This window comes from Cupriavidus nantongensis, assembly GCF_041726985.1.
Classification (GTDB): domain Bacteria; phylum Pseudomonadota; class Gammaproteobacteria; order Burkholderiales; family Burkholderiaceae; genus Cupriavidus; species Cupriavidus nantongensis_A.
On sequence record NZ_CP168302.1, the window covers coordinates 1,585,104 to 1,606,976 of the forward strand.

General features: G+C 69.2%; 18 protein-coding genes and 1 pseudogene. 15 read left to right on the forward strand and 4 right to left on the reverse strand.

Annotated elements, in window-relative coordinates:
* Positions 1-5 precede the first annotated feature (5 nt).
* The 6 genes from ACEI37_RS06895 to ACEI37_RS06920 all read left to right on the forward strand — a co-directional run bounded on the left by ACEI37_RS06895 (position 6) and on the right by ACEI37_RS06920 (position 8,762).
* The gene (locus tag ACEI37_RS06895) at positions 6-839 is read left to right on the forward strand and encodes a tetratricopeptide repeat protein (protein WP_373376021.1); all 834 of its coding nucleotides are present in this window, start codon (positions 6-8) and stop codon (positions 837-839) included.
* Positions 836-1,195: a DUF3613 domain-containing protein gene (locus ACEI37_RS06900; RefSeq protein WP_373376022.1), complete on the forward strand. Its 360-nt coding sequence runs from the start codon at positions 836-838 to the stop codon at positions 1,193-1,195. Before ACEI37_RS06895 ends, ACEI37_RS06900 begins: the two co-directional genes overlap by 4 nt.
* Positions 1,192-2,880 (forward strand): TadG family pilus assembly protein, encoded by a 1,689-nt coding sequence (locus ACEI37_RS06905; RefSeq protein WP_373376023.1) that lies wholly within the window; start codon positions 1,192-1,194, stop codon positions 2,878-2,880. The genes ACEI37_RS06900 and ACEI37_RS06905 overlap by 4 nt, the downstream gene beginning before the upstream one ends.
* A gap of 38 nt (positions 2,881-2,918) precedes the next feature.
* On the forward strand, positions 2,919-4,283 hold the full coding sequence (locus ACEI37_RS06910; RefSeq protein ID WP_373376024.1) for a sigma 54-interacting transcriptional regulator: 1,365 nt from the start codon (positions 2,919-2,921) through the stop codon (positions 4,281-4,283).
* A 271-nt stretch (positions 4,284-4,554) separates the two neighbouring features.
* Positions 4,555-5,703: an exonuclease SbcCD subunit D gene (locus ACEI37_RS06915; RefSeq protein WP_373376025.1), complete on the forward strand. Its 1,149-nt coding sequence runs from the start codon at positions 4,555-4,557 to the stop codon at positions 5,701-5,703.
* A complete protein-coding gene (locus tag ACEI37_RS06920; RefSeq protein WP_373376026.1) occupies positions 5,700-8,762 on the forward strand; it encodes an AAA family ATPase in 3,063 nt (1,020 codons plus the stop codon). The genes ACEI37_RS06915 and ACEI37_RS06920 overlap by 4 nt, the downstream gene beginning before the upstream one ends.
* A 16-nt stretch (positions 8,763-8,778) precedes the next feature.
* Here ACEI37_RS06920 and ACEI37_RS06925 read toward each other — a convergent pair whose 3' ends face one another.
* Complete coding sequence (locus ACEI37_RS06925; protein ID WP_373376027.1) at positions 8,779-8,997, reverse strand: hypothetical protein; 219 nt, start codon at positions 8,995-8,997, stop codon at positions 8,779-8,781.
* Between the two features lie 524 nt (positions 8,998-9,521).
* Here ACEI37_RS06925 and ACEI37_RS06930 point away from each other — a divergent pair.
* The 6 genes and pseudogenes from ACEI37_RS06930 to ACEI37_RS06955 form a co-directional block, all read left to right on the forward strand.
* Entirely contained in the window at positions 9,522-10,184 is a 663-nt protein-coding gene (locus ACEI37_RS06930) for a 3-oxoacid CoA-transferase subunit A (protein ID WP_092316195.1), read from the forward strand.
* Between the two features lie 22 nt (positions 10,185-10,206).
* Positions 10,207-10,845 carry a 3-oxoacid CoA-transferase subunit B gene (locus tag ACEI37_RS06935; RefSeq protein ID WP_373376028.1) on the forward strand — a complete coding sequence of 213 codons (639 nt, stop codon included), beginning with the start codon at positions 10,207-10,209 and terminating at the stop codon, positions 10,843-10,845.
* Between the two features lie 42 nt (positions 10,846-10,887).
* Positions 10,888-12,090 carry a 3-oxoadipyl-CoA thiolase gene (gene pcaF / locus ACEI37_RS06940; RefSeq protein WP_373376029.1) on the forward strand — a complete coding sequence of 401 codons (1,203 nt, stop codon included), beginning with the start codon at positions 10,888-10,890 and terminating at the stop codon, positions 12,088-12,090.
* Positions 12,091-12,281: 191 nt separating this feature from the next.
* Positions 12,282-13,013, forward strand: a complete 732-nt coding sequence (locus tag ACEI37_RS06945) for an SDR family NAD(P)-dependent oxidoreductase (protein ID WP_373376030.1) — start codon at positions 12,282-12,284, stop codon at positions 13,011-13,013.
* A gap of 198 nt (positions 13,014-13,211) precedes the next feature.
* On the forward strand, positions 13,212-14,219 hold the full coding sequence (locus ACEI37_RS06950) for a Bug family tripartite tricarboxylate transporter substrate binding protein (protein WP_373376031.1): 1,008 nt from the start codon (positions 13,212-13,214) through the stop codon (positions 14,217-14,219).
* Between the two features lie 95 nt (positions 14,220-14,314).
* A pseudogene (locus ACEI37_RS06955) lies at positions 14,315-14,492 on the forward strand (GNA1162 family protein); the annotation flags it as partial.
* Positions 14,493-14,496: 4 nt separating this feature from the next.
* Here ACEI37_RS06955 and ACEI37_RS06960 read toward each other — a convergent pair.
* A complete protein-coding gene (locus tag ACEI37_RS06960; RefSeq protein WP_373376032.1) occupies positions 14,497-15,543 on the reverse strand; it encodes a phytoene/squalene synthase family protein in 1,047 nt (348 codons plus the stop codon).
* 457 nt (positions 15,544-16,000) lie between these two features.
* On the opposite strand from ACEI37_RS06960, the gene ACEI37_RS06965 reads away from it, so the two are divergent.
* The gene (locus ACEI37_RS06965) at positions 16,001-16,942 is read left to right on the forward strand and encodes a LysR family transcriptional regulator (protein ID WP_373376033.1); all 942 of its coding nucleotides are present in this window, start codon (positions 16,001-16,003) and stop codon (positions 16,940-16,942) included.
* Here ACEI37_RS06965 and ACEI37_RS06970 read toward each other — a convergent pair.
* Complete coding sequence (locus tag ACEI37_RS06970) at positions 16,939-18,522, reverse strand: aldehyde dehydrogenase (NADP(+)) (protein WP_373376034.1); 1,584 nt, start codon at positions 18,520-18,522, stop codon at positions 16,939-16,941. The two genes, ACEI37_RS06965 and ACEI37_RS06970, sit on opposite strands and share 4 nt — an antisense overlap.
* Positions 18,523-18,777: 255 nt before the next feature.
* A complete protein-coding gene (locus tag ACEI37_RS06975; RefSeq protein WP_373376035.1) occupies positions 18,778-19,710 on the reverse strand; it encodes a dihydrodipicolinate synthase family protein in 933 nt (310 codons plus the stop codon).
* A gap of 113 nt (positions 19,711-19,823) precedes the next feature.
* Here ACEI37_RS06975 and ACEI37_RS06980 point away from each other — a divergent pair, with 113 nt between their 5' ends.
* Both ACEI37_RS06980 and ACEI37_RS06985 read left to right on the forward strand, forming a co-directional pair.
* Positions 19,824-20,780, forward strand: a complete 957-nt coding sequence (locus ACEI37_RS06980; RefSeq protein ID WP_373376036.1) for a LysR substrate-binding domain-containing protein — start codon at positions 19,824-19,826, stop codon at positions 20,778-20,780.
* A gap of 110 nt (positions 20,781-20,890) precedes the next feature.
* On the forward strand, positions 20,891-21,859 hold the full coding sequence (locus ACEI37_RS06985) for a Bug family tripartite tricarboxylate transporter substrate binding protein (RefSeq protein ID WP_373376037.1): 969 nt from the start codon (positions 20,891-20,893) through the stop codon (positions 21,857-21,859).
* The last annotated feature ends 14 nt before the right edge of the window (positions 21,860-21,873 follow it).

Below are 21,873 nucleotides of genomic sequence, written 5' to 3' on the forward strand. Positions count from 1 at the left end.
GTTTCATGGCGCGCTCGATCGCAGTGGCGTGCGTGATGGTGGCCGCGCTGTCCGGCTGCGCCGCCGGCAACAACGGCGCCTCGGCCATGCACGATCAGGCCGAAGCCCAGGTCGAACTGGCCAAGTTGCGCGACAAGACCGCGCGCGCGGAATACAGCGAACAGGCGGTCTACCTGGGCCTGATTCGCAAGATGCAGCAGGACGGCCTTTACTTTGCCTCGCTCGCGCATATCGAAGTCTATGTGCAGCGCTTTGGCACCGGCCCCGAGATCCAGGTGATGCGCGCCGATGCGCTGCGCGAAACCGGACAGGACCAGGCCGCCACCGAGGCGTACCAGCAGCTTGCCGCGACCGCCAAGGGCGCGGAGGCCGCCCATGCGCACCACGGCCTGGGCCTGCTGGCCGGGCGCCAGGATGACTTTGCACGCGCGGTCACCGAGTTGCGCGCCGCAGCGGAGCTGGACCCGGTCAACGCGCGCATCGCCAGCGATCTGGGCTATGCGCTGATGCGCGCCGGCGCGCTGCAGGAGGCGCGCGTGCCGGTGATGCAGGCGCTCGAGCTGGACGCGCGCAATCCGCGCGTGATCAGCAATGCCGTGGTGTGGCTGATGGCCGATGGCAAGCGCGCCCAGGCCAACGCCATGATGCAGAAGGCCGCATTGCCCGAGCCCACGCGCAGCGCGATCCGCAAGGAAGCCGACCGCATCGCCCGCGCCGCCGCCGCGCGCGATCGCGCCGCGGCGCGCCAGGGCCAGCCCAAACCGATTTCCACGCCCGCCGCCGTGGCGGTCGTGGCCAAGCCAATCGCCATCGCCGCGCAAGCCGGCGCTACACCATGACAGCCAAATATCTTGTTGCGATCAGAAAGCACGCCGCGTGCATCGCACTCTGCCTGTGGGCGCTGACCCCCCTTGCACACGCGCAGGGCGACGCCGCGCCGGCCGAAGCCGCCGGCATGCCGACGGCGCGACCCGCGCAGCGCGAGATCGGCGCCGACACGCGCACGATCCTGGCGATCCAGCGCGAGGGCACGCAGGCCGGGCCGCTGCTGCCGATGCACGGCGAACAGGCCGCGCTGGGCTATGAGCGCTACCTGAACAGCTTCCGCTTCGCGCTGCCCGAGTTCTACACCGGCCAGGCCAACGCCAGCACCACGCGCGCCGGCTCGGCGGGGCAGATGCTGGGCGGAAAATGAGCCTGCGCCAGCCGCCGGTGCCCCGCACCCGTCGCTCCGCACGCGGCGCCGTCAGCGTGATGGCGGCGCTGCTGATCGCCACCGTCGCAATCGCCGCGCTGGTGTCGATCGACGTCGGCCATGTGTTTATGCGCCAGCGGCAGTTGCAAAACATGGTGGACCTGGCGGCGATGTCGGCGGCGCAGCAGCTCAAGCGGGCGGATAGCCCAGCCAATCTCAACGCCGCGGTGCTGGGAACAGTCAGCAATATCGGCGCGAAGAACGGCTACTCGTCAGGCATCGCCATGGGCTGTGCGGCGGCCGCCGGCGGCGGCGCAGATGCCATGACGGCCTGCGTCGGCGTGTGGGACCCGGCGACCGCCGGACCCCGGCATTTCAGTGCCGTGTACAACGCGGCCACGGTCTCGCCCAATGCCGTGCGCGTGCAGGCCACGCAGACCGTGCCGATCCTGTTCATGTTCAACGGCGGAAGCGGTCGGCAGTTGTTTGCCGAATCGATTGCGAGCGGCAGCCCGCCAGTCGCGGCGTTTTCGCTGGGCACGGGATTGCTGGACGTCTCGACCGCCAACGGCATGCTGAGCGTGCTGCTCGGCAATGCGGTGAACCTGTCGGTGGCAGACTGGCAGGGACTGGTCAATTCCACGGTGACGCTGGACCAGCTGCGGCTCGAGGCGGACGTCGGCACCGTGGAACAACTGCTGAATGCGTCGCTGAACCTGCGCGATTTCTATGCGCTGGTGCTCGGCGCGGCCGGGCGCGACACGCTGCTCAACACCATGCTGGGCAGCCCGCCGACCACGCTGGCAGCGAGCGGGGCGGCCGCGACGGTATCGCTGGCAAGGCTGCTCGACCTCGGCCTGATGGCACCCGCGGCGTCGTCGGCGGTGGAAGTGGGTCTGAATGTCGCGCAGTTGCTGCTCGCTGGCGCGCAAGTCGCACGCGGCGACACCGCGGTCGCCCTGCCGCTGAACATCCCCAGCCTGCCGTTCGGCCTGGGCGGCATCAGCGCCAACCTGCGCGTGATCGAGCCACCGGTCACGGCGGCCGGTCCGGCGCGGCAGCTTTCCGGCAAGCCCGACACGTGGCAGACCAGCGCCACCTCCTCGCAGGTCAGGGTGACGCTGACACTCCAGATCAAGGCCGACATCCTGAAGCCGGTTCTGGACGCCAATTTGAACGTGCCGCTCTATCTCGATGTCGCCGGCGCCACGGCCGACCTCACCCGGCTGCAATGCGCCGCCAATCCCGCGCACCGTCGGGCCACGATGCAGGTGAAGAGCGGCCTGGCCACGGCGTGCTTGACGGAGGGCTGCACGGGCGGCGACGTGTTGCTCGGGAAGGCCGAGGTACTTGGCGTCGGCATCGCGGACGTAGTCGCCGCCGACGTACCGCGCTACGGCAACACGGCCGGCCAGGAAATTACCCTGGCGCCCGGCGAGCATGCGCAAGCGGGTATGGCCGATCCCTTTGGCGGTTTGTTCTCGCAGGTGCTGTCGCTGAAGGTGCGGACCAAATTGCTGGGATTCATCGGTGTGCCCCTTGATCTCGGCCCAGTGCTGGCACCCCTGGGAGCGACGCTCGACGCACTGGTCCCGCCGCTGCTCAACAATCTGGGCATCCAGCTCGGCACCGCCGACCTCTGGGTCCACAGCATCGATTGCAACAACGCTGAACTGGTGTACTGAGCCATGATCGCGCCAAACCGCCTGATGGCAGAAACAGAATGAAGACAGACCGCTGGGCCTACGAAAACCTTGAAGTCTACGTGTGGGAAGGCAAGTACGAGATTGCCGACCGCGTCACGCGTTTCCTGGCGCCGCTGGGCGTGGACGTGATCCGCGCCGGCGCGCTCGAGGCCTTGCCAGCCGAGCCGCGCCTGAAGCCGTGCATCGCGGTGATCAGCGTGTCGGTGATCGGCGCCGCGCGCTTCTCGCTCGACTGGGAGGCCGCGCACGGCATGCCGGTGATCTGGGTGGCGGGGCCGGGGCGCGAGACCGATCCCGGGCGCTTTCCGCCGGAGTACGCGCATATCCTGGCCGACGACTTTACCGGCGCCGACCTGCGCGGCCAGATCGGCAAGCTGCTGCCGCAGTTGCTCGCCACCGAGGCGACCGGCGAGCGCGAGGCCGACCTGGTGGCCGGCTCCGCGGCGATGCGCCAGCTGCTGCAGCATGTGGAAACCTTTGCCGACTTCGGCAGCAACGTGATGCTGTACGGCGAGACCGGCGCGGGCAAGGAGCGCATTGCGCGCCTGTTCCACGAGCGCAACAGCACCTATGGCAAGGGCCCGTTCGTCGCGGTCAACTGCGGCGCGATTCCCGACGGGCTGTTCGAGTCGCAGTTCTTCGGCCATGCCAAGGGCGCGTTTACCGGGGCCTCGTTCGCGCATCGCGGCTACTTCGAGCAGGCCAACGGCGGCACGCTGTTTCTCGACGAGATCGGCGACCTGCCGCTGTTCCAGCAGGTCAAGCTGCTGCGCGTGCTGGAAGAGAACGTGATCACCCGGCTGGGCTCGACGCTTGCGGTCAAGCTGGATTTCCGGCTGGTCGCCGCGACCAACAAGGACCTGCGCGATGCGGTGCGGCAGGGACGCTTCCGCGCCGACCTGTTCTTCCGCCTGGCGGTCATCGAGATGCGCATCCCCAGCCTGGAAGAGCGCGGCCCGGCCGACAAGGTAGCGCTGCTGCAGTCGTTCCTGCGCCATATGCTGGGCGCCTCCGGCTACGAGGCCTTGCCGCCGATGCCGGACTGGCTCAAGGGCGCGGTTGGCACCGCTTACTTCACCGGCAACGTGCGCGAGCTGCGTAACCTGGCCGAGCGCGTCGGCATCACCGTGCAGCAGACCGGGCATTGGGACGAGGAGCGCATCCGGCCGCTGTTCCGCGCGCTGCATCCGGGCGCGTTCGACGGCGGCGAGCGCGCCGACCTGCGCGGCGACATGGAAGAACGCCGCCGCATCCTGGCCGCGCTCGACGCCAACGCCTGGCGGCGGCAGGACACCGCGGCCAGCCTGGGCATCAGCCGCAAGGTGCTGTGGGAGAAAATGCGCAAGTACCAGATCGCCGACAGCGAGGCCGAGCCGGTCTGAACGCCTGTCAGCGCCACGGTGGTCTGCGCATCTGCTAATGCCGTTCCGTTAACTATCGTCGTTCCCGCGAAGGCGGGAACCCAGTGACTTTATCCCGAAGGGGACGAGAAAGACGCTGGATTCCCGCCTTCGCGGGAATGACAGTAGTTGTTGATCCCTTATCTGAACGGCATAACTGCGCATCCGCGGCTTTTTGCGCGCGCCGCGCCATGGCTGGCCTGCCGCGACGCATTATGATGCGGGTTTCGCCGCGACTTCAACGGACCCCGGATTGCGTTTCCTTCACACCGCCGACTGGCATCTCGGCCGCCTCTTCCATGCGCGCAGCCTGCTGGAAGACCAGGCCCACCTTCTCGACCAGTTTGTCGAACTGGTCCGCGCCGAGCGCCCGGATGCGGTGCTGATTGCCGGCGACGTCTATGACCGCGCCGTGCCGCCGCCCGAGGCGGTGGCCTTGCTTGACGATGTGCTGGCCCGCATTGTGATCGATGCCGGCGTGCCGGTGGTGATGATCGCGGGCAACCACGACAGCGCGCAGCGGCTGGAATTCGGCGCACGCCTGATGCGCGCGCAGGGCTTGCACGTGGCCGGCCGCACGCTGGCCGAAGTCAGTTGCGTGCATCTGCATGATGCGCATGGCGAAGTCCGCGTCTATGCGCTGCCGTATGCCGAGCCTGCCGTCGTGCGCGATGCGATCGGCACGGACATGCCGTCGCACGAAGCCGCGTTGCGCGCGCAACTCGATGCCATCCGCGCGGTGCATCCGCCGGGCGTGCGCGCGGTGGTGGTAGGCCATGCCTTCGTGATCGGCGGCGCTGCCAGCGAATCGGAGCGGCCGCTGTCCGTGGGTGGCAGCGGCGCCGTGGCCGCGGAGCTGTTTGCCGGCTTCGACCTGGTCGCGCTGGGCCACCTTCACCGGCCGCAGACGCTGGGCGGCGGACGCATCCACTATGCCGGTTCGTTGCTGAAATACTCGCTGTCGGAATGCGCGCACCAGAAGTCGGTATCGCGCATCGAGCTGGGCGCGGACGGCGCCGTCGCCATCACGCCGCTGACGCTGCAGCCGCTGCGCGACGTGCGCGTGCTCGAGGGCGAGCTGGCACAGTTGCTGGCCGCCGGTGCCGACGATCCACAGCGCGACGACTACATCCACGCGCGCCTGACCGATACCGGCGCGCTGCTGGACCCGATGGCGCGGCTGCGCCAGGTCTATCCCAACGCGCTTGCGATCGAGCGCACGGTGCTGGCGCGTAGCGGCATGGCGTCGGAGGCGGGGCGCAAGCTGCGCCAGCTGGGCACCGGCGAGCTGTTCGCCAGTTTCTTCCGCGAAGTGGCCGATGCCGACCTGGACCCGGACCAGCGTGCCGCGCTCGACCAGGTGCTGGCCGGCATTGCCGCGGCGGAGCGGGAGTCGGCATGAGACCGCTGCATCTGACGCTGCAGGCGTTCGGCCCCTTTGCCGCGACCGAGGAGATCGATTTCACGCGGCTGGGCGAGCAGGCCTTCGTGCTGATCCATGGCCCCACCGGCGCGGGCAAGACCACGCTGCTCGATGCCATCTGCTTTGCGCTGTACGGCGACACCTCCGGCGGCGAGCGCAGCGCGCAGGCGATGCGCAGCGCCAACGCGGCAGCGGGCTTGCGCACCGAGGTAACGCTGACCTTCAGCCTGGGCGCGCAGCGCTGGCGCGTGGTGCGCTCGCCCGTGCAAGAGCGGCCCAAGCAGCGCGGCGAGGGCTGGGTGACGGAACCGGCCCGGGCGCAACTGGACCTGCACGACGGCAACGGCTGGGTCAGCAAGGCCAGCCAGCCGGGCAAGGTCACCGATGCCGTGCGCGACCTGCTGGGCTTCGACAGCGCACAGTTCCGGCAGGTCATCGTGCTGCCGCAGGGGCGCTTTCGCGAACTGCTGACCGCCAGCTCGCAGGCGCGGCAGGCCATCCTGGAACGGCTGTTCCGCACCGAACTGTACCGCCGCGTGGAAGAGTTGCTGAAGTCCGAGGCCGCCGGCATCCGGCGCGATGCCGAGCGCATCACGATCCAGCGCGACGAAGCGTTGCGGCAGGCCGGCGTGGAATCGGCACAAGCGTTGGCAGACGGCATCGCGGCCATGCAGGCCGAGCTGCAGGCGCTGCAAGGGCAGGAGCAAGGCGCACGCACCGCGCAAGCCGCCGCGCAGGCCGCGCTCGCGGCCGGCGAGCAAGTGGCCGCGCGCTTGCAGGAGCGCCAGCAGGCGCAGGCCGCCCACGCGGCGCTGCTGGCGCGGCAGCCGGCCATCGATGAACAGCGTGGCCGCTCGCAGGCGGCCCAGCGAGCCGCGCGCGTGATGCCGGCGGTGCAGGCCGCACAGGCGGCGCAGCGCGATCACGCCGCCGGCGCCGCGGCATTGGCGCAAGCGACCGAACACGCCGCGCGCGCTGGCCAACGGGCCACGCAGGCCGCCGCGGCCTTGCAGGCGCAGGCGCAGCAGGCCGACGTACGCCAGGCCGCACAGCGCCGTGTGACGCAACTGGAAGCGATGCTGCCGCGCGCGCAGCGGCTGGGGGCGTTGCAGCGCGCCTTGCACGAGGCCGAAGCCAGGCAAGCCACCACCGCCACCGCACGCGAGCGCGCCCTGGCGCAGGTTGAGACATGCCGCGCTGCCGCCGTGGCCGCCGAATCGGCACTGGCGCAGGCGCAGCTCGCCGCGGCGCAGGCACAGGCGACCGCCTTGCAGCTGGCCGCGCTGCAGGAGCGCGCGCGGCAATTCGAACGGTACCGGCAGGCGGCACGTTTACTGGACGCCGCGAACACGCAGGCCGCCGGGCATGCGCAGGCCGAACAGCAGGCGCTGCATCAGCGCGACCGCTGCCGCACCGTGCTGGCTGACGCCGAAGCCGCGTGGCGCGCCGGGCAGGCCGCGCGCCTGGCGCAGACGCTGGCGTCAGGCGATGCCTGCCCGGTGTGCGGCAGTACCGCGCATCCCGAGCCGGCACGGCACGTAGCACAGCCGCTGTCCGACCTGGCGCTGGAGGCCGCGCGCCAGGCCCTGCTGGAAGCGGAGGCCGATGCGGTGCGCTGCGCCGGCCAGCGCCAGGCCGCGCAACTGGCGATCGCACAGGCACGCGAGCGGCTGGAAGAACTGGCCGCGGCACTGGGCGATGCCAGCGAGGCTGCGGCCGCCAGCGTCAACGCTGACATCGAATCGCGGCAAGCGGCGCTGGCGCAGCAGCGGCAGGCGTCGGCAAGCCTGGTGCAGCGCGAAGCCGCGATCGCGACCTCGCGCGCGGCGCGCGACAGCGCCGAGGCCGCGCACCGCGATGCCGTTGCCGCCGCCGATGCCGCCACGCAGGCACTGGCACATTGCCGCGGCGAATGGCAGGCCGAGAGCGCTCAGGTCCCCGAGGACTCGCGCGATCCGGTGGCGCTGGGCGACGCACTGCGCCAGGCGCAGGCTGCGCTGGCAGGGCTGGAGCAGGCGCTGGCCGCGGCGCAGGCGGCAGAGCGCCAGGCCGCGGCGGAGGATGCCGGTGCGCAGGCCGCGCTGGTGTCGGCACGGCAGTCGCAGGCGCAGAGCGCCGAACGCCTGGCCAGCGCCGACGCGGCCTTGGCGCAGGCGCTCGCGCAGCAGGGCTTTGACGATGCGCGGGCGCACGCCGACGCCTGCCTGGACGATGACGCGATGCAAGCGCTGGACGCCACGCTGCGCACGTTCGATAGCCAGCTGGCGGCCGCCGCCGACCGGCGCGAACGCGCGGAAGCCGCCGCGCAAGCGCTCGATGCGCCGGACGTAGACGCGCTGCGCGCGGCGCTGGCGGCTTCTGCCGCGACCGTGGAGGACCTGGTGCGGCAGCAGGCCGAGCGCGGCCGTTCCCGCGACGCGCTGCTGCAATGCCAGCAGCGGCTGCAGCAACTGGACCAGGCAGGCCGCGACATCGAAGCCCGCTTTGCCGTGCTGGGCCGGCTGGCCGAAGTGGCTAATGGCAACAACCCGCGCCGCATGACGTTCCAGCGCTTCGTGCTGGCCACGCTGCTCGACGAGGTGCTGGAAGCCGCCTCCGCGCGCCTGCTGGCGATGAGCCGCGGCCGCTATGTGCTGCAGCGCGTGCGCGAGCAGGCCGACCAGCGCAGCGCCGGCGGTCTCGATATCGAAGTGTTCGACCACGATACCGGCGCGGCGCGCCCGGCCAACACGCTGTCAGGCGGCGAAGGTTTCCTGGCGTCGTTGTCGCTGGCGCTGGGGCTTGCCGACGTGGTGCAGTCGCGCGCGGGCGGCATCCAGCTCGATACGCTGTTCGTCGACGAAGGCTTCGGCACGCTCGATCCCGAAAGCCTGGACTTCGCGCTGCGCACGCTGCTGGACCTGCAGCAGGCCGGGCGACTGGTCGGGATCATCTCGCACGTGACGGAGTTGCGCGAGCGCATCGACGTGCGGCTGGAAGTTAAGCCGGGCACGGGCGGCAGCCGCGTGCTGCTGACGGGTGTGCCGGTGGCGGCCTAGACGGGGAAGGGCAGGGTCAGGCGACGACGGCCTGGCGGCAGCGAATCGCCATCACCTGCGCCTCGAAGGCGCGGGCGGCCGAACGGGCCAGGCGCGCGCGGCGCGATAGAGGCGGCGTGGCAGTGAATGTGGCGGGGTGACGATCCAATGCCCAGGCACTGCGGGTGACATGCAGGATGCGCGCGAGCGCTGCTGCATGGGGCGTGGAAGAAAACGGGACGTTGGCGGTGGCCATGGTGACGGGCTCCTCGTTCTTGTGTGTTGCCAGGCGAGGCCGGCTCAGCCGGGTGGTCCGGAGGCTGCTGTGCGGCGCTGCCTTGTTCTGCTTCAACGATAGGCCCGGCCGGCGTCGCACCCTATCCCGCGCGAGCCGATTGTGATGTCGGCTCTGTCCTACACAGAGGGTGTCTGCATCACCTTGCGCGCTGATCGCACAATCTGGTTTGCCGACCGCCCGGTCGGCTTGACCGTCGCGGACGGCCAGGTGTAACCTGTTCATTCTGCGAATTCAAGTTCGTATATAGAACATTTCGGTTGGATCGGTCTATTCCGGGCTATCCGAAGGTTCGATCGACGAGTGCCTGGTCCACTTCGACCAATGCAGAGCACGCGCAGACTGCTGGACTCGTTCACCGGGCAGGCCACGCCGCCCGCCGCAACGAACATCCTTCCGGCAGGACTACCGGAGACCGTCTTTCATGCGCCGCGGCTTGCGGCCCGCTCCGGTAAGCCTGGCGGATCTTCCGACCTGGAACGCAAGTGATCAACAAGCTATACGACTCGGTGGAAGCGGCGGTTGCCGGCATCCACGACGGCGCCACCATACTGACCGGCGGCTTCGGCCTGGCAGGCATGCCCGCGGAACTGATCGACGCGCTGATCGCGCAGGGCGCGCGCGACCTCACCATCGTCAACAACAACGCCGGCAACGGCGACACCGGGCTGGCCGCGCTGCTCAAGACCAAGCGCGTGCGCAAGATCATCTGCTCGTTCCCGCGCCAGGCGGATTCCTACGTGTTCGATTCGCTCTACCACGCCGGCGAGATCGAGCTGGAGCTGGTGCCGCAGGGCAACCTGGCCGAGCGCATCCGCGCCGCCGGCGCCGGCATCGGCGGCTTCTTCACCCGCACCGCCTATGGCACGCCGCTGGCCGAGGGCAAGGAAACGCGCATCATCGACGGCCAGGGCTATGTGTTCGAAACCCCGATCCACGCCGACTTTGCACTGATCAAGGCCGACACCGCCGACCGCTGGGGCAACCTGACCTACCGCAAGACTGCGCGCAACTTCGGCCCGATCATGGCGATGGCCGCCAAATGCGCGATTGTGCAGGTCAGCCGCGTGGTCGAGCTGGGCGAGATGGACCCCGAGCACATCGTCACGCCGGGCCTGTTCGTCAAGCGTGTCGTCAAGGTCGCCTGAGCGCGAATACAGGAGAAACAGCATGCAACGCCTGACCCGCGATCAGATGGCCGCCCGCGTGGCCAAAGACATTCCCGACGGTGCCGTGGTCAACCTCGGCATCGGCCTGCCCACCCTGGTCGGCAACCACCTGCCGGCCGACAAGGAAATCCTGCTGCACAGCGAGAACGGCCTGCTCGGCATGGGCCCCGCGCCCGCCGCCGGTGAAGAGGACGGCGACCTGATCAACGCCGGCAAGCAGCCGGTGACGATCAAGCCGGGCGGCTCGTATTTCCACCATGCCGATTCGTTCGCGATGATGCGCGGCGGCCATCTCGACTTCTGCGTGCTGGGCGCGTTCCAGGTGTCGCAGCAGGGCGACCTGGCCAACTGGCACACGGGCGCACCGGGCGCCATCCCCGCCGTGGGCGGCGCGATGGACCTGGCGATCGGCGCCAAGCAGGTATTCGTGATGATGGAGCACCTGACCAAGCAGGGCGAAAGCAAGATCGTGCCGCAGTGCACCTATCCGCTGACCGGCATCGGCTGCGTGACGCGCATCTACACTGACCTGGCCACGCTCGACGTGACCGCCGACGGCCTGGTCGCGCGCGACCTGGTCGAAGGCCTGAGTTTTGACGAACTGCAGCGCCTGACCGGCGTGCCCCTGAAGCAGGCCTGAGCGCCGGCATCGACATCCATCACAAAGAGAGAGAGACGCACCATGACCGAAGCCTTTATCTGCGACGCCATCCGCACCCCCATCGGCCGCTACGGCGGCAGCCTGTCCGCGGTGCGCGCGGACGACCTCGGCGCGGTGCCGCTGAAGGCGCTGATGGCCCGCAATGCCAACGTCGACTGGAAGGCCATCGACGACGTGATCTACGGCAACGCCAACCAGGCCGGCGAAGACAACCGCAACGTCGCGCGCATGTCGTCGCTGCTGGCGGGCCTGCCGCAGGACGTGCCGGGCGCCACCATCAACCGCCTGTGCGGCTCGGGCATGGACGCCACCGGCACCGCCGCGCGCGCGATCAAGGCCGGCGAGGCCCACCTGATGATCGCCGGCGGCGTGGAAAGCATGAGCCGCGCGCCGTTCGTGATGGGCAAGGCCACCAGCGCGTTCTCGCGCGATGCGCAGATCTTCGACACCACCATCGGCTGGCGCTTCATCAATCCGGCCATGCGCGCCGCCTACGGCGTGGACTCGATGCCCGAGACCGCCGAGAACGTCGCCACTGACTACAAGATCAGCCGCGAAGACCAGGACCTGATGGCGCTGCGCAGCCAGGAAAAGGCCTCGCGCGCGCAGGCCGACGGCACGCTGGCACAGGAAATCACCGCGGTCACGATTCCGCAGAAGAAGGGCGATGCCATCGTGGTCGAGCGCGACGAACATCCGCGCGCCACCAGCATGGAAGCGCTGGCCAGGCTGCGCGGCGTGGTCCGTCCTGACGGCACCGTCACCGCCGGCAATGCCTCGGGCGTGAACGACGGCGCCTGCGCGCTGCTGCTGGCGAGCGAAGCCGGCATCAAGCAACACGGCCTGACCCCGCGCGCGCGCATCGTCGGCATGGCCACCGCCGGCGTCGCGCCGCGCGTGATGGGCATCGGCCCGGCGCCTGCCACGCAGAAGCTGCTGAAGCAACTGGGCATGACCATCGACCAGATCGACGTGATCGAGCTGAACGAAGCCTTCGCCGCGCAAGGCCTGGCCGTGCTGCGCGAACTCGGCGTGGCCGACGACGACCAGCGTGTCAACCCGAACGGCGGCGCGATCGCGCTGGGCCACCCGCTCGGCATGAGCGGCGCGCGCCTGGTCACCACCGCGATGTACCAGCTGCATCGCACCGGCGGCCGCTTCGCGCTGTGCACCATGTGCATCGGCGTGGGACAGGGCATTGCGATGGTGATCGAGCGCGTGTAAGCGCGGCGGTTGTGAATTGCTGAGTGTTGTCTCCCCTCTCCCGCTTGCGGGAGAGGGGCCGGGGGAGAGGGCAGGCCCATGTCAAGCACGACAAGCCTGCACTGCGTGGGGGCTCCCGCCCTCTCCCCAACCCTCTCCCGCAAGCGGGAGAGGGAGCAGGACAGCGGTAGTTTTTATTGAGTGAGTCAAAGATGTCCCTCCCCGTAGCCACCCTCGTCACCGGCGGCAGTTCCGGCATCGGCCGCGCCATCTGTGAAATGCTGCTGGCCGATGGCGTGACCCAGGTGGTCAATGTCGACTATGCCGAGCCGGCGTGGTCGCACCCCAATCTGAGCTTCTTCCAGGCCGACCTGACCGATGCCGAGGCCACTCGCGCCGTGGCCGCGCAGGTGACGTCGCGCTTTGCCGTCACGCGCCTGGTCAACAACGCCGGCGCCACGCGCCCCGGCACCGCCGACACCGCCACCGTCGCCGACCTCGACTACGTCACCGGGCTGCACCTGCAGGCCACGCTGCTGCTGACCCAGGCATGCCTGCCGGCGATGCGCGCCGCGGGCTTCGGCCGCATCGTCAACATGGCGTCGCGCGCGGCGCTGGGCAAGGCCGAGCGTGTGGTGTATTCCGCCACCAAGGCCGGCCTGATCGGCATGACGCGCACGCTGGCGATGGAACTTGGCGGCGACGGCGTGACCGTCAACGCCGTGGCACCGGGCCCGATCGCCACCGAGCTGTTCCGCAAGAGCAATCCGGAAGGCGCCGAACAGACCAAACGCATCCTCGCCAGCATCACCGTCAAGCGCATGGGCACGCCCGAAGATGTCGCGCGCGCGGCGATGTTCTTCCTGTCGCCCGACAACGGCTTCGTCACCGGCCAGGTGCTGTACGTGTGCGGCGGCACCACGCTGGGCGTGGCGCCGGTGTAGGCACCGGCAGGCTGGGCGATTCAAGCATTCAACAAGAAGAGACGTTAACCAAGCGTCACGCATGGCGGCCCGTAAGCGGGCCGCCCACCGGAAGCGCGCGTGTGCGCGCTCCGTTCGGGAACGGCAATCACGCCATTCAGCACAACCTCCCGCGGTACCCGATCACCGCCGGAACGACATAGCACCGGAGCATTACCGATGAGACAAGATTCCCAGACCTCCACCACGCGCCGCCGCCTGCTTGCCACCGGCGTGGCACTGGCCACCACCCTCGCCGGCTTCGCCGGCGCGGCCCACGCGCAGGGCGGCTATCCGACCAAGCCGATCACGCTGATCGTGCCGTTCTCGGCCGGCGGCACCACCGACATCCTGGCCCGCATCGTGGGCCTGCAACTGGGCAAGGCGCTCGGCCAGCCGGTGGTGATCGACAACCGTCCGGGCGCGGGCGGCAACATCGGTGCCTCGCTGGCCGCCAAGGCCTCGGGCGACGGCTACACGCTGTTCATGGGCACCATCGGCACGCACGCCATCAACCAGTCGCTGTACTCCAAGCTGCCGTACGACCCGGTCAAGGACTTCGCGCCGATCACGCGCGTGGCGATGGTGCCGAACCTGGTGGTGGCCAACCCGAAGGTGCCGGTCAATAACATCAAGGAGCTGATCGCCTACGTCAAGGCCAACCCGGACAAGCTGTCGTACGGCTCGTCGGGCAGCGGCTCGTCGATGCACCTGTCGGGCGAACTGTTCAACTCGATGACCGGCCTGCATATCCAGCACATCCCGTACAAGGGCAGCGCCCCGGCCGTCAACGACCTGCTGGGCAACCAGATCGGCCTGATGTTCGACAACATGCCGTCGTCGTACCCGCACGTGAAGGCCGGCAAGCTGCGCGCGCTGGCGGTGACCTCTGCCAAGCGCTCGCCGGCGCTGCCCAACGTGCCGACCGTGGCCGAATCGGGCGTGCCGGGCTATGAAGCCACCTCGTGGTTCGCGCTGTACGCCACCGGCGGCACGCCGCAGGCCATCGTCGACCGCCTCAACGCCGAAGTGGTCAAGATCCTGGCCATGCCGGACGTGAAGAAGCAGATGGCCGACCAGGGCGCCGAGCCCAACCCGGAAAAGCCGGCCCAGCTGGCCGCGTTCATGAAGTCGGAAACGGCCAAGTGGGCGAAGGTGGTGAAGGCTTCGGGGGCGACGGTGGATTGAGCCTCCGCCACGCCTGTGCTGCCTGCAGTATCGAACCGGCCCGTTGGGCCGGTTTTTTTATTTTCGCCAGGCGCGGCTAAGGATCTGCCAGTTTCGATTACGCCGCCTTCAAGTCCAGCCGGCCCCGTTCGATCGTGGTCTTGCCGCCGCAGAATACGTCGCCGGACATCAAGGCCACCTACGCCATGCTGTCGCAAGCCCACCTTTCCGCTGGCGGAATCGGGCTACTACGTGCTGCCCGTGGCCGTGGTCGACGAAACCTTCCGGCACTCGCGCGTCAGCGGAGGATAGCGGTGATGCCGCGCCGCTGGCGCGCAAACCAGAGGCGCAACAGCCGGTTCGACAGCACCGCCGGCAGCGAGCCCGCCAGGATCCGGTAGACCCCGCCGCGGGGCAGCCGCGACGCCCTGGCGGGATCGAGCCAGTCGTCATTGCGCACCAGGCGCTTCAGCGTCTCCATGCCGATCAGCACCGGCCACAGGCAGGCCAGCCGCAGCCTGACGAAGCGTGCCGGGATGGCCAGCGTATAGGCCAGCGCCTGTTCGAAGTGCTCCAGCGCCAAGCGCACCAGCTCGAACATCAGCGGGCGCGCGAGCGTGGAGGCGTCCGGGCGCAGCAGGTCCTGCGGACGCAAACCATTGTTCTCCAGCATCGTCTCGGGCAGATAGCAGCGCCCGATGCGCAAATCCTTGCCGCAATCTCGCAGCACGTTGGTCATCTGCAGCGCCTTGCCGAAGCGGACACCGCGGCGCAGCATGTCGTTGACATCGCCGATCGCGCCGGGCATGTGGGCGGCCGCCATGCGGGTCCAGAATTCCCCCACGCAGCCTGCGACCAGGTAGGTGTAATGATCGAGCGCCTGCGCATCGCGCAGCGCGCCAATGCGGCCGGCGTGTTCGTCGGGGAAGGTGCGCAGGTCGAACTCCATGCCTTCGGTCAGCGTCGAGACGATCTGCCTTACGGCCTGCTGGTCGGCCGTATCCAGCTGCGACAGCACCGTCAGCGCGGGCCCCAGCGATTCCAGCAGCACGCGCTCATCCGATTGTTCCTGCCGGGTCGCCACCTCCATGGCAATGCTGTCGGCCAGTGCTTCGTCCGCCAACGCACCGTTGACACGGTCGCGCAAGGACAGCAGCAACTCCAGCCGCCTTGGCGGCGGGATCAGCGAGGTATCGGCAATCGTATCGGCGGCACGCGCCAGCAGGTAAGCCAGCCCGACCGGATCGCGCATGCCGGCGGGCAGCACGCGCAGCGTCAGGTAGAACGAACGCGAGACGCCTTTGAGCAGCGGACCGAGAAGGTAAGCCCGGCTGGGGTTGCCCATGGCTGGTGTCCTGTTCGTAGAAGCGGTTTGCTGAATGACGGCGGCTTGGCGGGCCGTGGTGCGGGATACGCGGCATTGTACCTTTGTCGGGCAGTTCAAATCGGGCGCGATATTGCTGGTCGCCAGTAGCGCCAGGGCGCTGGGGTACGAGGAAAATTGAACCCCGTGGGGACTAATGCCGTTCATCACTACTGTCATTCCCGCGCAGGCGGGAATCCAGCGTCTTTGAAAGTCACTGGGTTCCCGCCTGCGCGGGAACGACAGTGGTTAACTGAACGGCATTACCCTGTGGGGACGGATTTGTGCAGCGGGCTGCTGCACTATTGACGCGGCTTCAGGTGCGCGAATGCCAGGCCGGCAAGCCCCGGAACAGTCAGCTTGACCAACCCGCCTCAAGCGAGAAGAATTCGTCATCGCGGCGCACCTCTTGCGCTCATGTCGTTCCCTGTCCCCTCCCATGATCCCTCCCGTCAGCACCCTCCACGGCCGCCTCAAGATGCAGCACCTGCGCCTGCTGCTGGCCGTGGAAGAGCGCGGCTCGCTGCGCCAGGCCGCGGAAGCGCTCACGCTGACGCAGCCCGCGGTCAGCAAGATGCTGCAGGACATGGAAGACCTGCTCGGCGTGCCGCTGTTCGAGCGCCATGCGCGCGGGCTGCGGCCGACGCGCTTCGGGCTGGCGGCGACGCGCTATGCGCGGCTGGTGTTTGCCGATATGGGCGGCTTGCGCGACGAACTGGTGGCGCTGGAATCGGGCAAGATCGGGCGCGTGCGTGTCGGCGCGGTGATGGCGCCGACGCCGGGGCTGCTTGCCGACGTGATCCGGCAACTGAACCGCGATCATCCGCAGCTTGAGGTGGCGGTCCACGTCGAGACCAGCGATGTGCTGATGCCGCAGCTCGAGCGCGACCAGCTCGACCTGGTGCTCGGGCGGGTGCCGGATGGCTGGGACAGCAGCGGGCTGGAGTTCGAGCAGCTGGGCGACGAGGGGCTGGCGATCGTGGTCGGGCCGCAGCATCCGCTGGCGCGGCGCCGCAAGCTGTCGTTCGCGGAGCTGACGCGCTATCCGTGGATCATGCAGCCGCGTCCCAGCCCGATGCGCGCGCTGATCGACCGCTCGTTCGAGGATGCCGGTGTGGCGGCGCCGCCGTCGACCATCGAGACCGCGGCGGTGCTGATGACCACCTCGCTGCTGGCGGACAGCGAGCTGATCGCGGTGTTGCCGGAGTCGGTCGCGGCCTACTATGGCCGGCTGGGCGCGCTGGCGGTGTTGCCGTTGCCGCTGCCGCGCAAGCTGGGGCCGTATGGCATCGTCACGCGGCGCGGCCGCCCGCCGACCGCATCGATGAGCCTGCTGATCGATGCGTTGCGGGCGCTGTCGCGCCAGCGCGCCCGCACTTAGTCCGCAGTGCCAGGCAGCTTGCCGTCCACGCGCCAGCTGTGCCGTTGCGGGCTGTCCGGGCGCAGCGACGCGGGCAGCAGGCCCGCCGGCATGTCCTGGTAGCTGACCGGGCGCAGGAAGCGCGCGATGGCCAGGCTGCCGACCGAGGTGCTGCGGCCATCCGAGGTGGCCGGCCACGGGCCGCCATGCACCATCGCATGGCCGACTTCCACGCCGGTGCCGAAGCCGTTGACCAGGATGCGCCCCGCCAGCCGTTCCAGCGCGGGCAGGAAAGGCCGGGCGGCGTCGTGGTCGGCGTCGTCCAGGTGCAGCGCGGCGGTCAGCTGGCCCTCCAGTGCATCGATGACGCTGCGCATCTCGGCGAGGTCGCGGCAGCGCACCACCAGCGCGGCGGCGCCGAAGACTTCGTGGCGCAGCGCCGGATCGGCGAGGAACGCCGCGGCGTCGGTGGCGAACAGCGCGGCCTGTCCCTGCGTGGCCGATCCTGCAGGGCCGCGCGCGACGGTCTGTACCCGGGCGTGCCCGGCGAGCGACTCGACGCCAGCGCAATAGGCGCGATGGATGCCGGGGGTCAGCATCGTCGCCGCGGGCAGCTTGGCCAGTCGCGCCGAGGCGGCCTGCAGGAAGCGCTCGAGGTCGTCCCCTGCAACCGCCAGCACCAGGCCGGGGTTGGTGCAGAACTGCCCGGCGCCCAGCGTCAGCGAATCGGCAAAGGCGGTGCCAATGGATTCGGCGCGACTGGCCAACGCATGCGGGAACAGCAGCACCGGGTTGATACTGCTCATCTCGGCATAGACCGGAATCGGCTCGGCGCGCGCCGCGGCCAGCGCCATCAGCGCCATGCCGCCCGTGCGCGAGCCGGTAAAGCCCACCGCCTTGATGCGCGGATCACGCACCAGTCCCTGGCCGATTTCCAGGCCGGCGTCGAACAGCAGCGAGAACGTGCCTTCGGGCAGGTCCATGCCGGCCACGGCCTGCTGGATGGCGCGGCCGACCAGCTCGGAGGTGCCGGGATGCGCCGGATGCGCCTTGACGATGACGGAGCAGCCGGCGGCCAGCGCCGATGCGGTATCGCCGCCGGCGACCGAAAAGGCCAGCGGGAAATTGCTGGCGCCGAATACCGCCACCGGGCCCAACGGGATATGACGCAGGCGCAGGTCCGGGCGCGGCAGCGGCTTGCGCCCGGGCTGGGCCGGATCCACGCGCAGCTCAAGGAAATCGCCCTGGCGCAGCATGTTCGCGAACAGCCGCAGTTGGCCCACGGTGCGGCCGCGCTCGCCTTCGATGCGGGCGCGCGGCAGGCCGGATTCGGCGACGCAGCGGTCGATCAGCGTATCGCCCAATGCCAGGATGTTGGCGGCGATGGCTTCGAGGAAATCGGCGCGGCGCTCGGGCGCGGTCTCGCGGTAGGTGTCGAATGCCTGCCAGGCGAGGGCGCAGGCGTGGTCGAGCTGCTGTGGCGTGGCGCCGCCGAAGGCGGGTTCCAGTTGGGCGCCGGTGGCGGCGTCGATGGCGTGGAGGGTGCCGTGGGTGCCGCGGGGGGATTGGAGGCCGATCAGGAGGTTGCCGGTGAGAGTCATGGTGGAATTTGGGAAGGCGTTGGCGGGCGTGCGTTCAGAACGGGAAGGGGGCTGGCGTGCGCCGTGACTTCGTGGCGGCTCCGGCCCTCTCCCCAACCCTCTCCCGCAAGCGGGAGAGGGAGCACGCAATCGGGCGTTTTAGGGACAGTGGTGGTTTCACTCGCCGGTGGTTTGCTCCCCTCTCCCGCTTGCGGGAGAGGGGCGGGGGAGAGGGCCAGCGCCTCTCGATGCGAGGCGCCGGCATGACCTGAATCCTCACCGCCCCCACCGCAACACCATCGGATCCAGCCGCCGCGCGATCCGCATCAGCCCTTCGCGCGTGGCCGGGTGCATCGGCTGAAGCGGGTGGCGTACCGCGTCCGACGCGATCACGCCGCCTTCCTGCATCAGCACCTTGCTGGTGGCCAGCCAGCCCTGGCGGTTTTCGTAGTTGATCAGCGGCAGCCATTGCTGGTAGCGCTGCGCGGCCAGCTCCGCGTCGCCGGCCTGCCAGGCATCGAGGATCTGGCGGATGCCGTCAGGAAAGCCCGCGCCGGTCATGGCGCCGGTCGCGCCCGCTTCCAGGTCGGCCATCAGCGTGATCGCCTCTTCGCCGTCCCACGGGCCGACGATGGCGTCGCCGCCCAGTTCGATCAGCTCGCGCAGCTTGGCCGCGGCCTGCGGCACCTCGATCTTGAAGTACGACACATTGCCGATCTCGCGCGCCATGCGCGCGAGGAACGGTGCGCTCAGCGCGGTGCCGCTGACCGGCGCGTCCTGGATCATGATGGGGATGTCGATCGCGTCCGAGACCGTGGCGAAGAACTCATAGATGCTGCGCTCGGGCATGCGGATGGTGGCGCCGTGGTAGGGCGGCATCACCATCACCATGGCCGCGCCCGCGTCCTGCGCCGCGCGGCTGCGCTCGGCGCACAGGCGCGAGCTGAAATGCGTGGTGGTGACGATCACCGGCACGCGGCCGTCCACGTGCTCCAGCACGGTCTGCATCAGCACGTTGCGCTCGTCGTCGCTCAGCACGAACTGCTCGGAGAAATTGGCCAGGATGCACAGGCCGTGCGAGCCGGCATCGATCATGAAGTCGATGCAGCGGCGCTGTCCGTCCAGGTCGAGCCCGCCGTGCGCGTCGAAGATGGTGGGCGCCACCGGGAATACGCCGCGGTAGACGGTGGGGGTTGGGCTGCGGGTCATCGGTCTCTCTCCGGCTGTCGATCAAAGGGTTGGGCCAATATACGAGCCGCCCGGCGCGCTGTATATTGAAACCTTTCCATCTCGTGATCGCTTTTGCGACTCACCGTCATGTCATGAAATCGACGCTGGAGACCGTCATGGGCCGCCTGCGTGTCAGGCAGCTGCAACTGCTGATCGCGCTGGACGAACACGCCTCGCTGCACCAGGCGGCCGCGGCCATGGCGATGACCCAGTCCGCGGCGAGCAAGTCCCTGCAGGAGCTGGAGAGCATGCTGGAGGCGCCGCTGTTCGAGCGCTCGCGGCGCGGCATGCGGCCCAATGCCTTTGGCCACTGCGTGATCCGGCATGCACGCCAGCTGGTGGCGGACCTGGGCGCGATGTGCGAAGAAGTGGCCGGCATCCGCGCCGGCAGTGGCGGCCGCGTGGCCGTCGGCACCATCATGGGCGCGGTGCCCGACGTGCTGGTGCCGGCGCTGGCGCAGTTGCGCCAGGCGCACCCGGAGCTGGCGCTCGAAGTCATCGAGGACACCAGCCGGCGCCTGCTGGAACTGCTCGATGACGGCCACCTGGACCTGGTGATTGGCCGCTCGCTGGTGAGCGACGAGCCGGCCCGCTACCACTACCACCCGCTTGGCGACGAGCAGGTGGCGGTGGTGGTCGGGCGCTCGCATCCCGCGCCGCGTGCAGCCTCGATGGGATTCGCCGACCTGGCGGGATATCGCTGGATCACCTATGCCGGCCATATGCCGATGCATGCGCTGCTGCAGCGCGAACTGGACCTCGCCGGCATGAGTTTCCCGGCCAATGCGGTGTCGACCTCGTCCGCGTTCGTCACGGTGGCGATGCTGCAGGGCGATCCCGGCCTGGTATCGCTGCTGCCCGCGGGCGTCGCCGCCATGTTCGCGCGCCAGAAGATGCTGCGCGTCCTGCCGGTGCGGCTGCAGTCGCGCCAGCAGACCTTCGGCATCGTCACGCGGCGCGGGGGCGGCCTGTCGGCCGCGGCGCGGCAGCTGGTCGCTATCCTTAAAGCGGGTCCGGCTGCGTCCTCGGGGTCCGGTGCCAAGGTATAACCCCAGGTGATCGCCAGTTCAAAAAACATCAGTAGTAGCGAATCGCTGATGCTCCTATAGTCTGGCCATCCGCGCCGTAGAGCCCGGACAGCAAAACGACGGAGACAGCAATGAAGACATGGATCGCCGGCGCACTCGCCGGCCTCGCCGCGATGGCCGCCGCAACGGGCACGGCCATGGCCCAGGACACGCGGCCGGTGCGGCTGATGGTAGGCGCCGCGCCGGGCGGCGGCACCGACGTGATGGCGCGTATCGTCTCCGACAAGCTTGCCGCGCAGCTGAAGCAGCCGGTGGTGGTGGACAACCGCCCCGGCGCGTCCAACACCATTGCCGCGGACCTGACCGCCAAGGCGCCGGCGGACGGCAATACGCTGCTGATGGGCGTGGTCACCTCGCAGGCGATTGCGCCGCACCTGCTCAAGCTGCAGTTCGATCCGCTCAAGGACCTGGTGCCGGTGGCGCTGGTATCGACCGTGCCCAATGTGCTGGTGGTCAACAACCAGGTGCCGGCGCGCGACGTCAAGGCGCTGGTGGCGCAGATCCAGGCGAATCCGGACAAGTTCCGCTACAGCTCGTCGGGGGTCGGCAGCACTCAGCACCTGGCCGGCGCGGCCTTTGCGCGCCAGATCAAGGGCAAGCTGCTGCATGTGCCGTACAAGAGCAGCAGCAGCGCATTGGTGGACCTGATGGGCGGCCAGGTAGACCTTAGCTTCGAGACCATGCCGTCCGTCATCAGCCATATCAAGGCCGGCAAGCTGCGCGCCCTGGCGGTGACCGCGGACCAGCGCTCGGCGCTGCTGCCCAACGTGCCGACGCTGGCCGAAGCCGGCGTGCCCGGCATCCAGATGAGCGCGTGGTACGGTGTCTATGCCCCGGCCGGCACGCCGCCTGCAACGCTGCAGAAGCTTGGCAGCGCGCTGGCCACGGTGATCAAGGACCCCGACACGGTGCGCCGGCTCGGGGACGTGGGCGCCGTGCCCGGCACGCTGACCGCGGCGCAGTTCGACGCATTCTCGCGAGCCGAGTATGTGCGCTACGGCAAGCTGATCGCAGAGCTGGGCGTCAAGCTCGACCAATAATCTTTCGGAAGTCC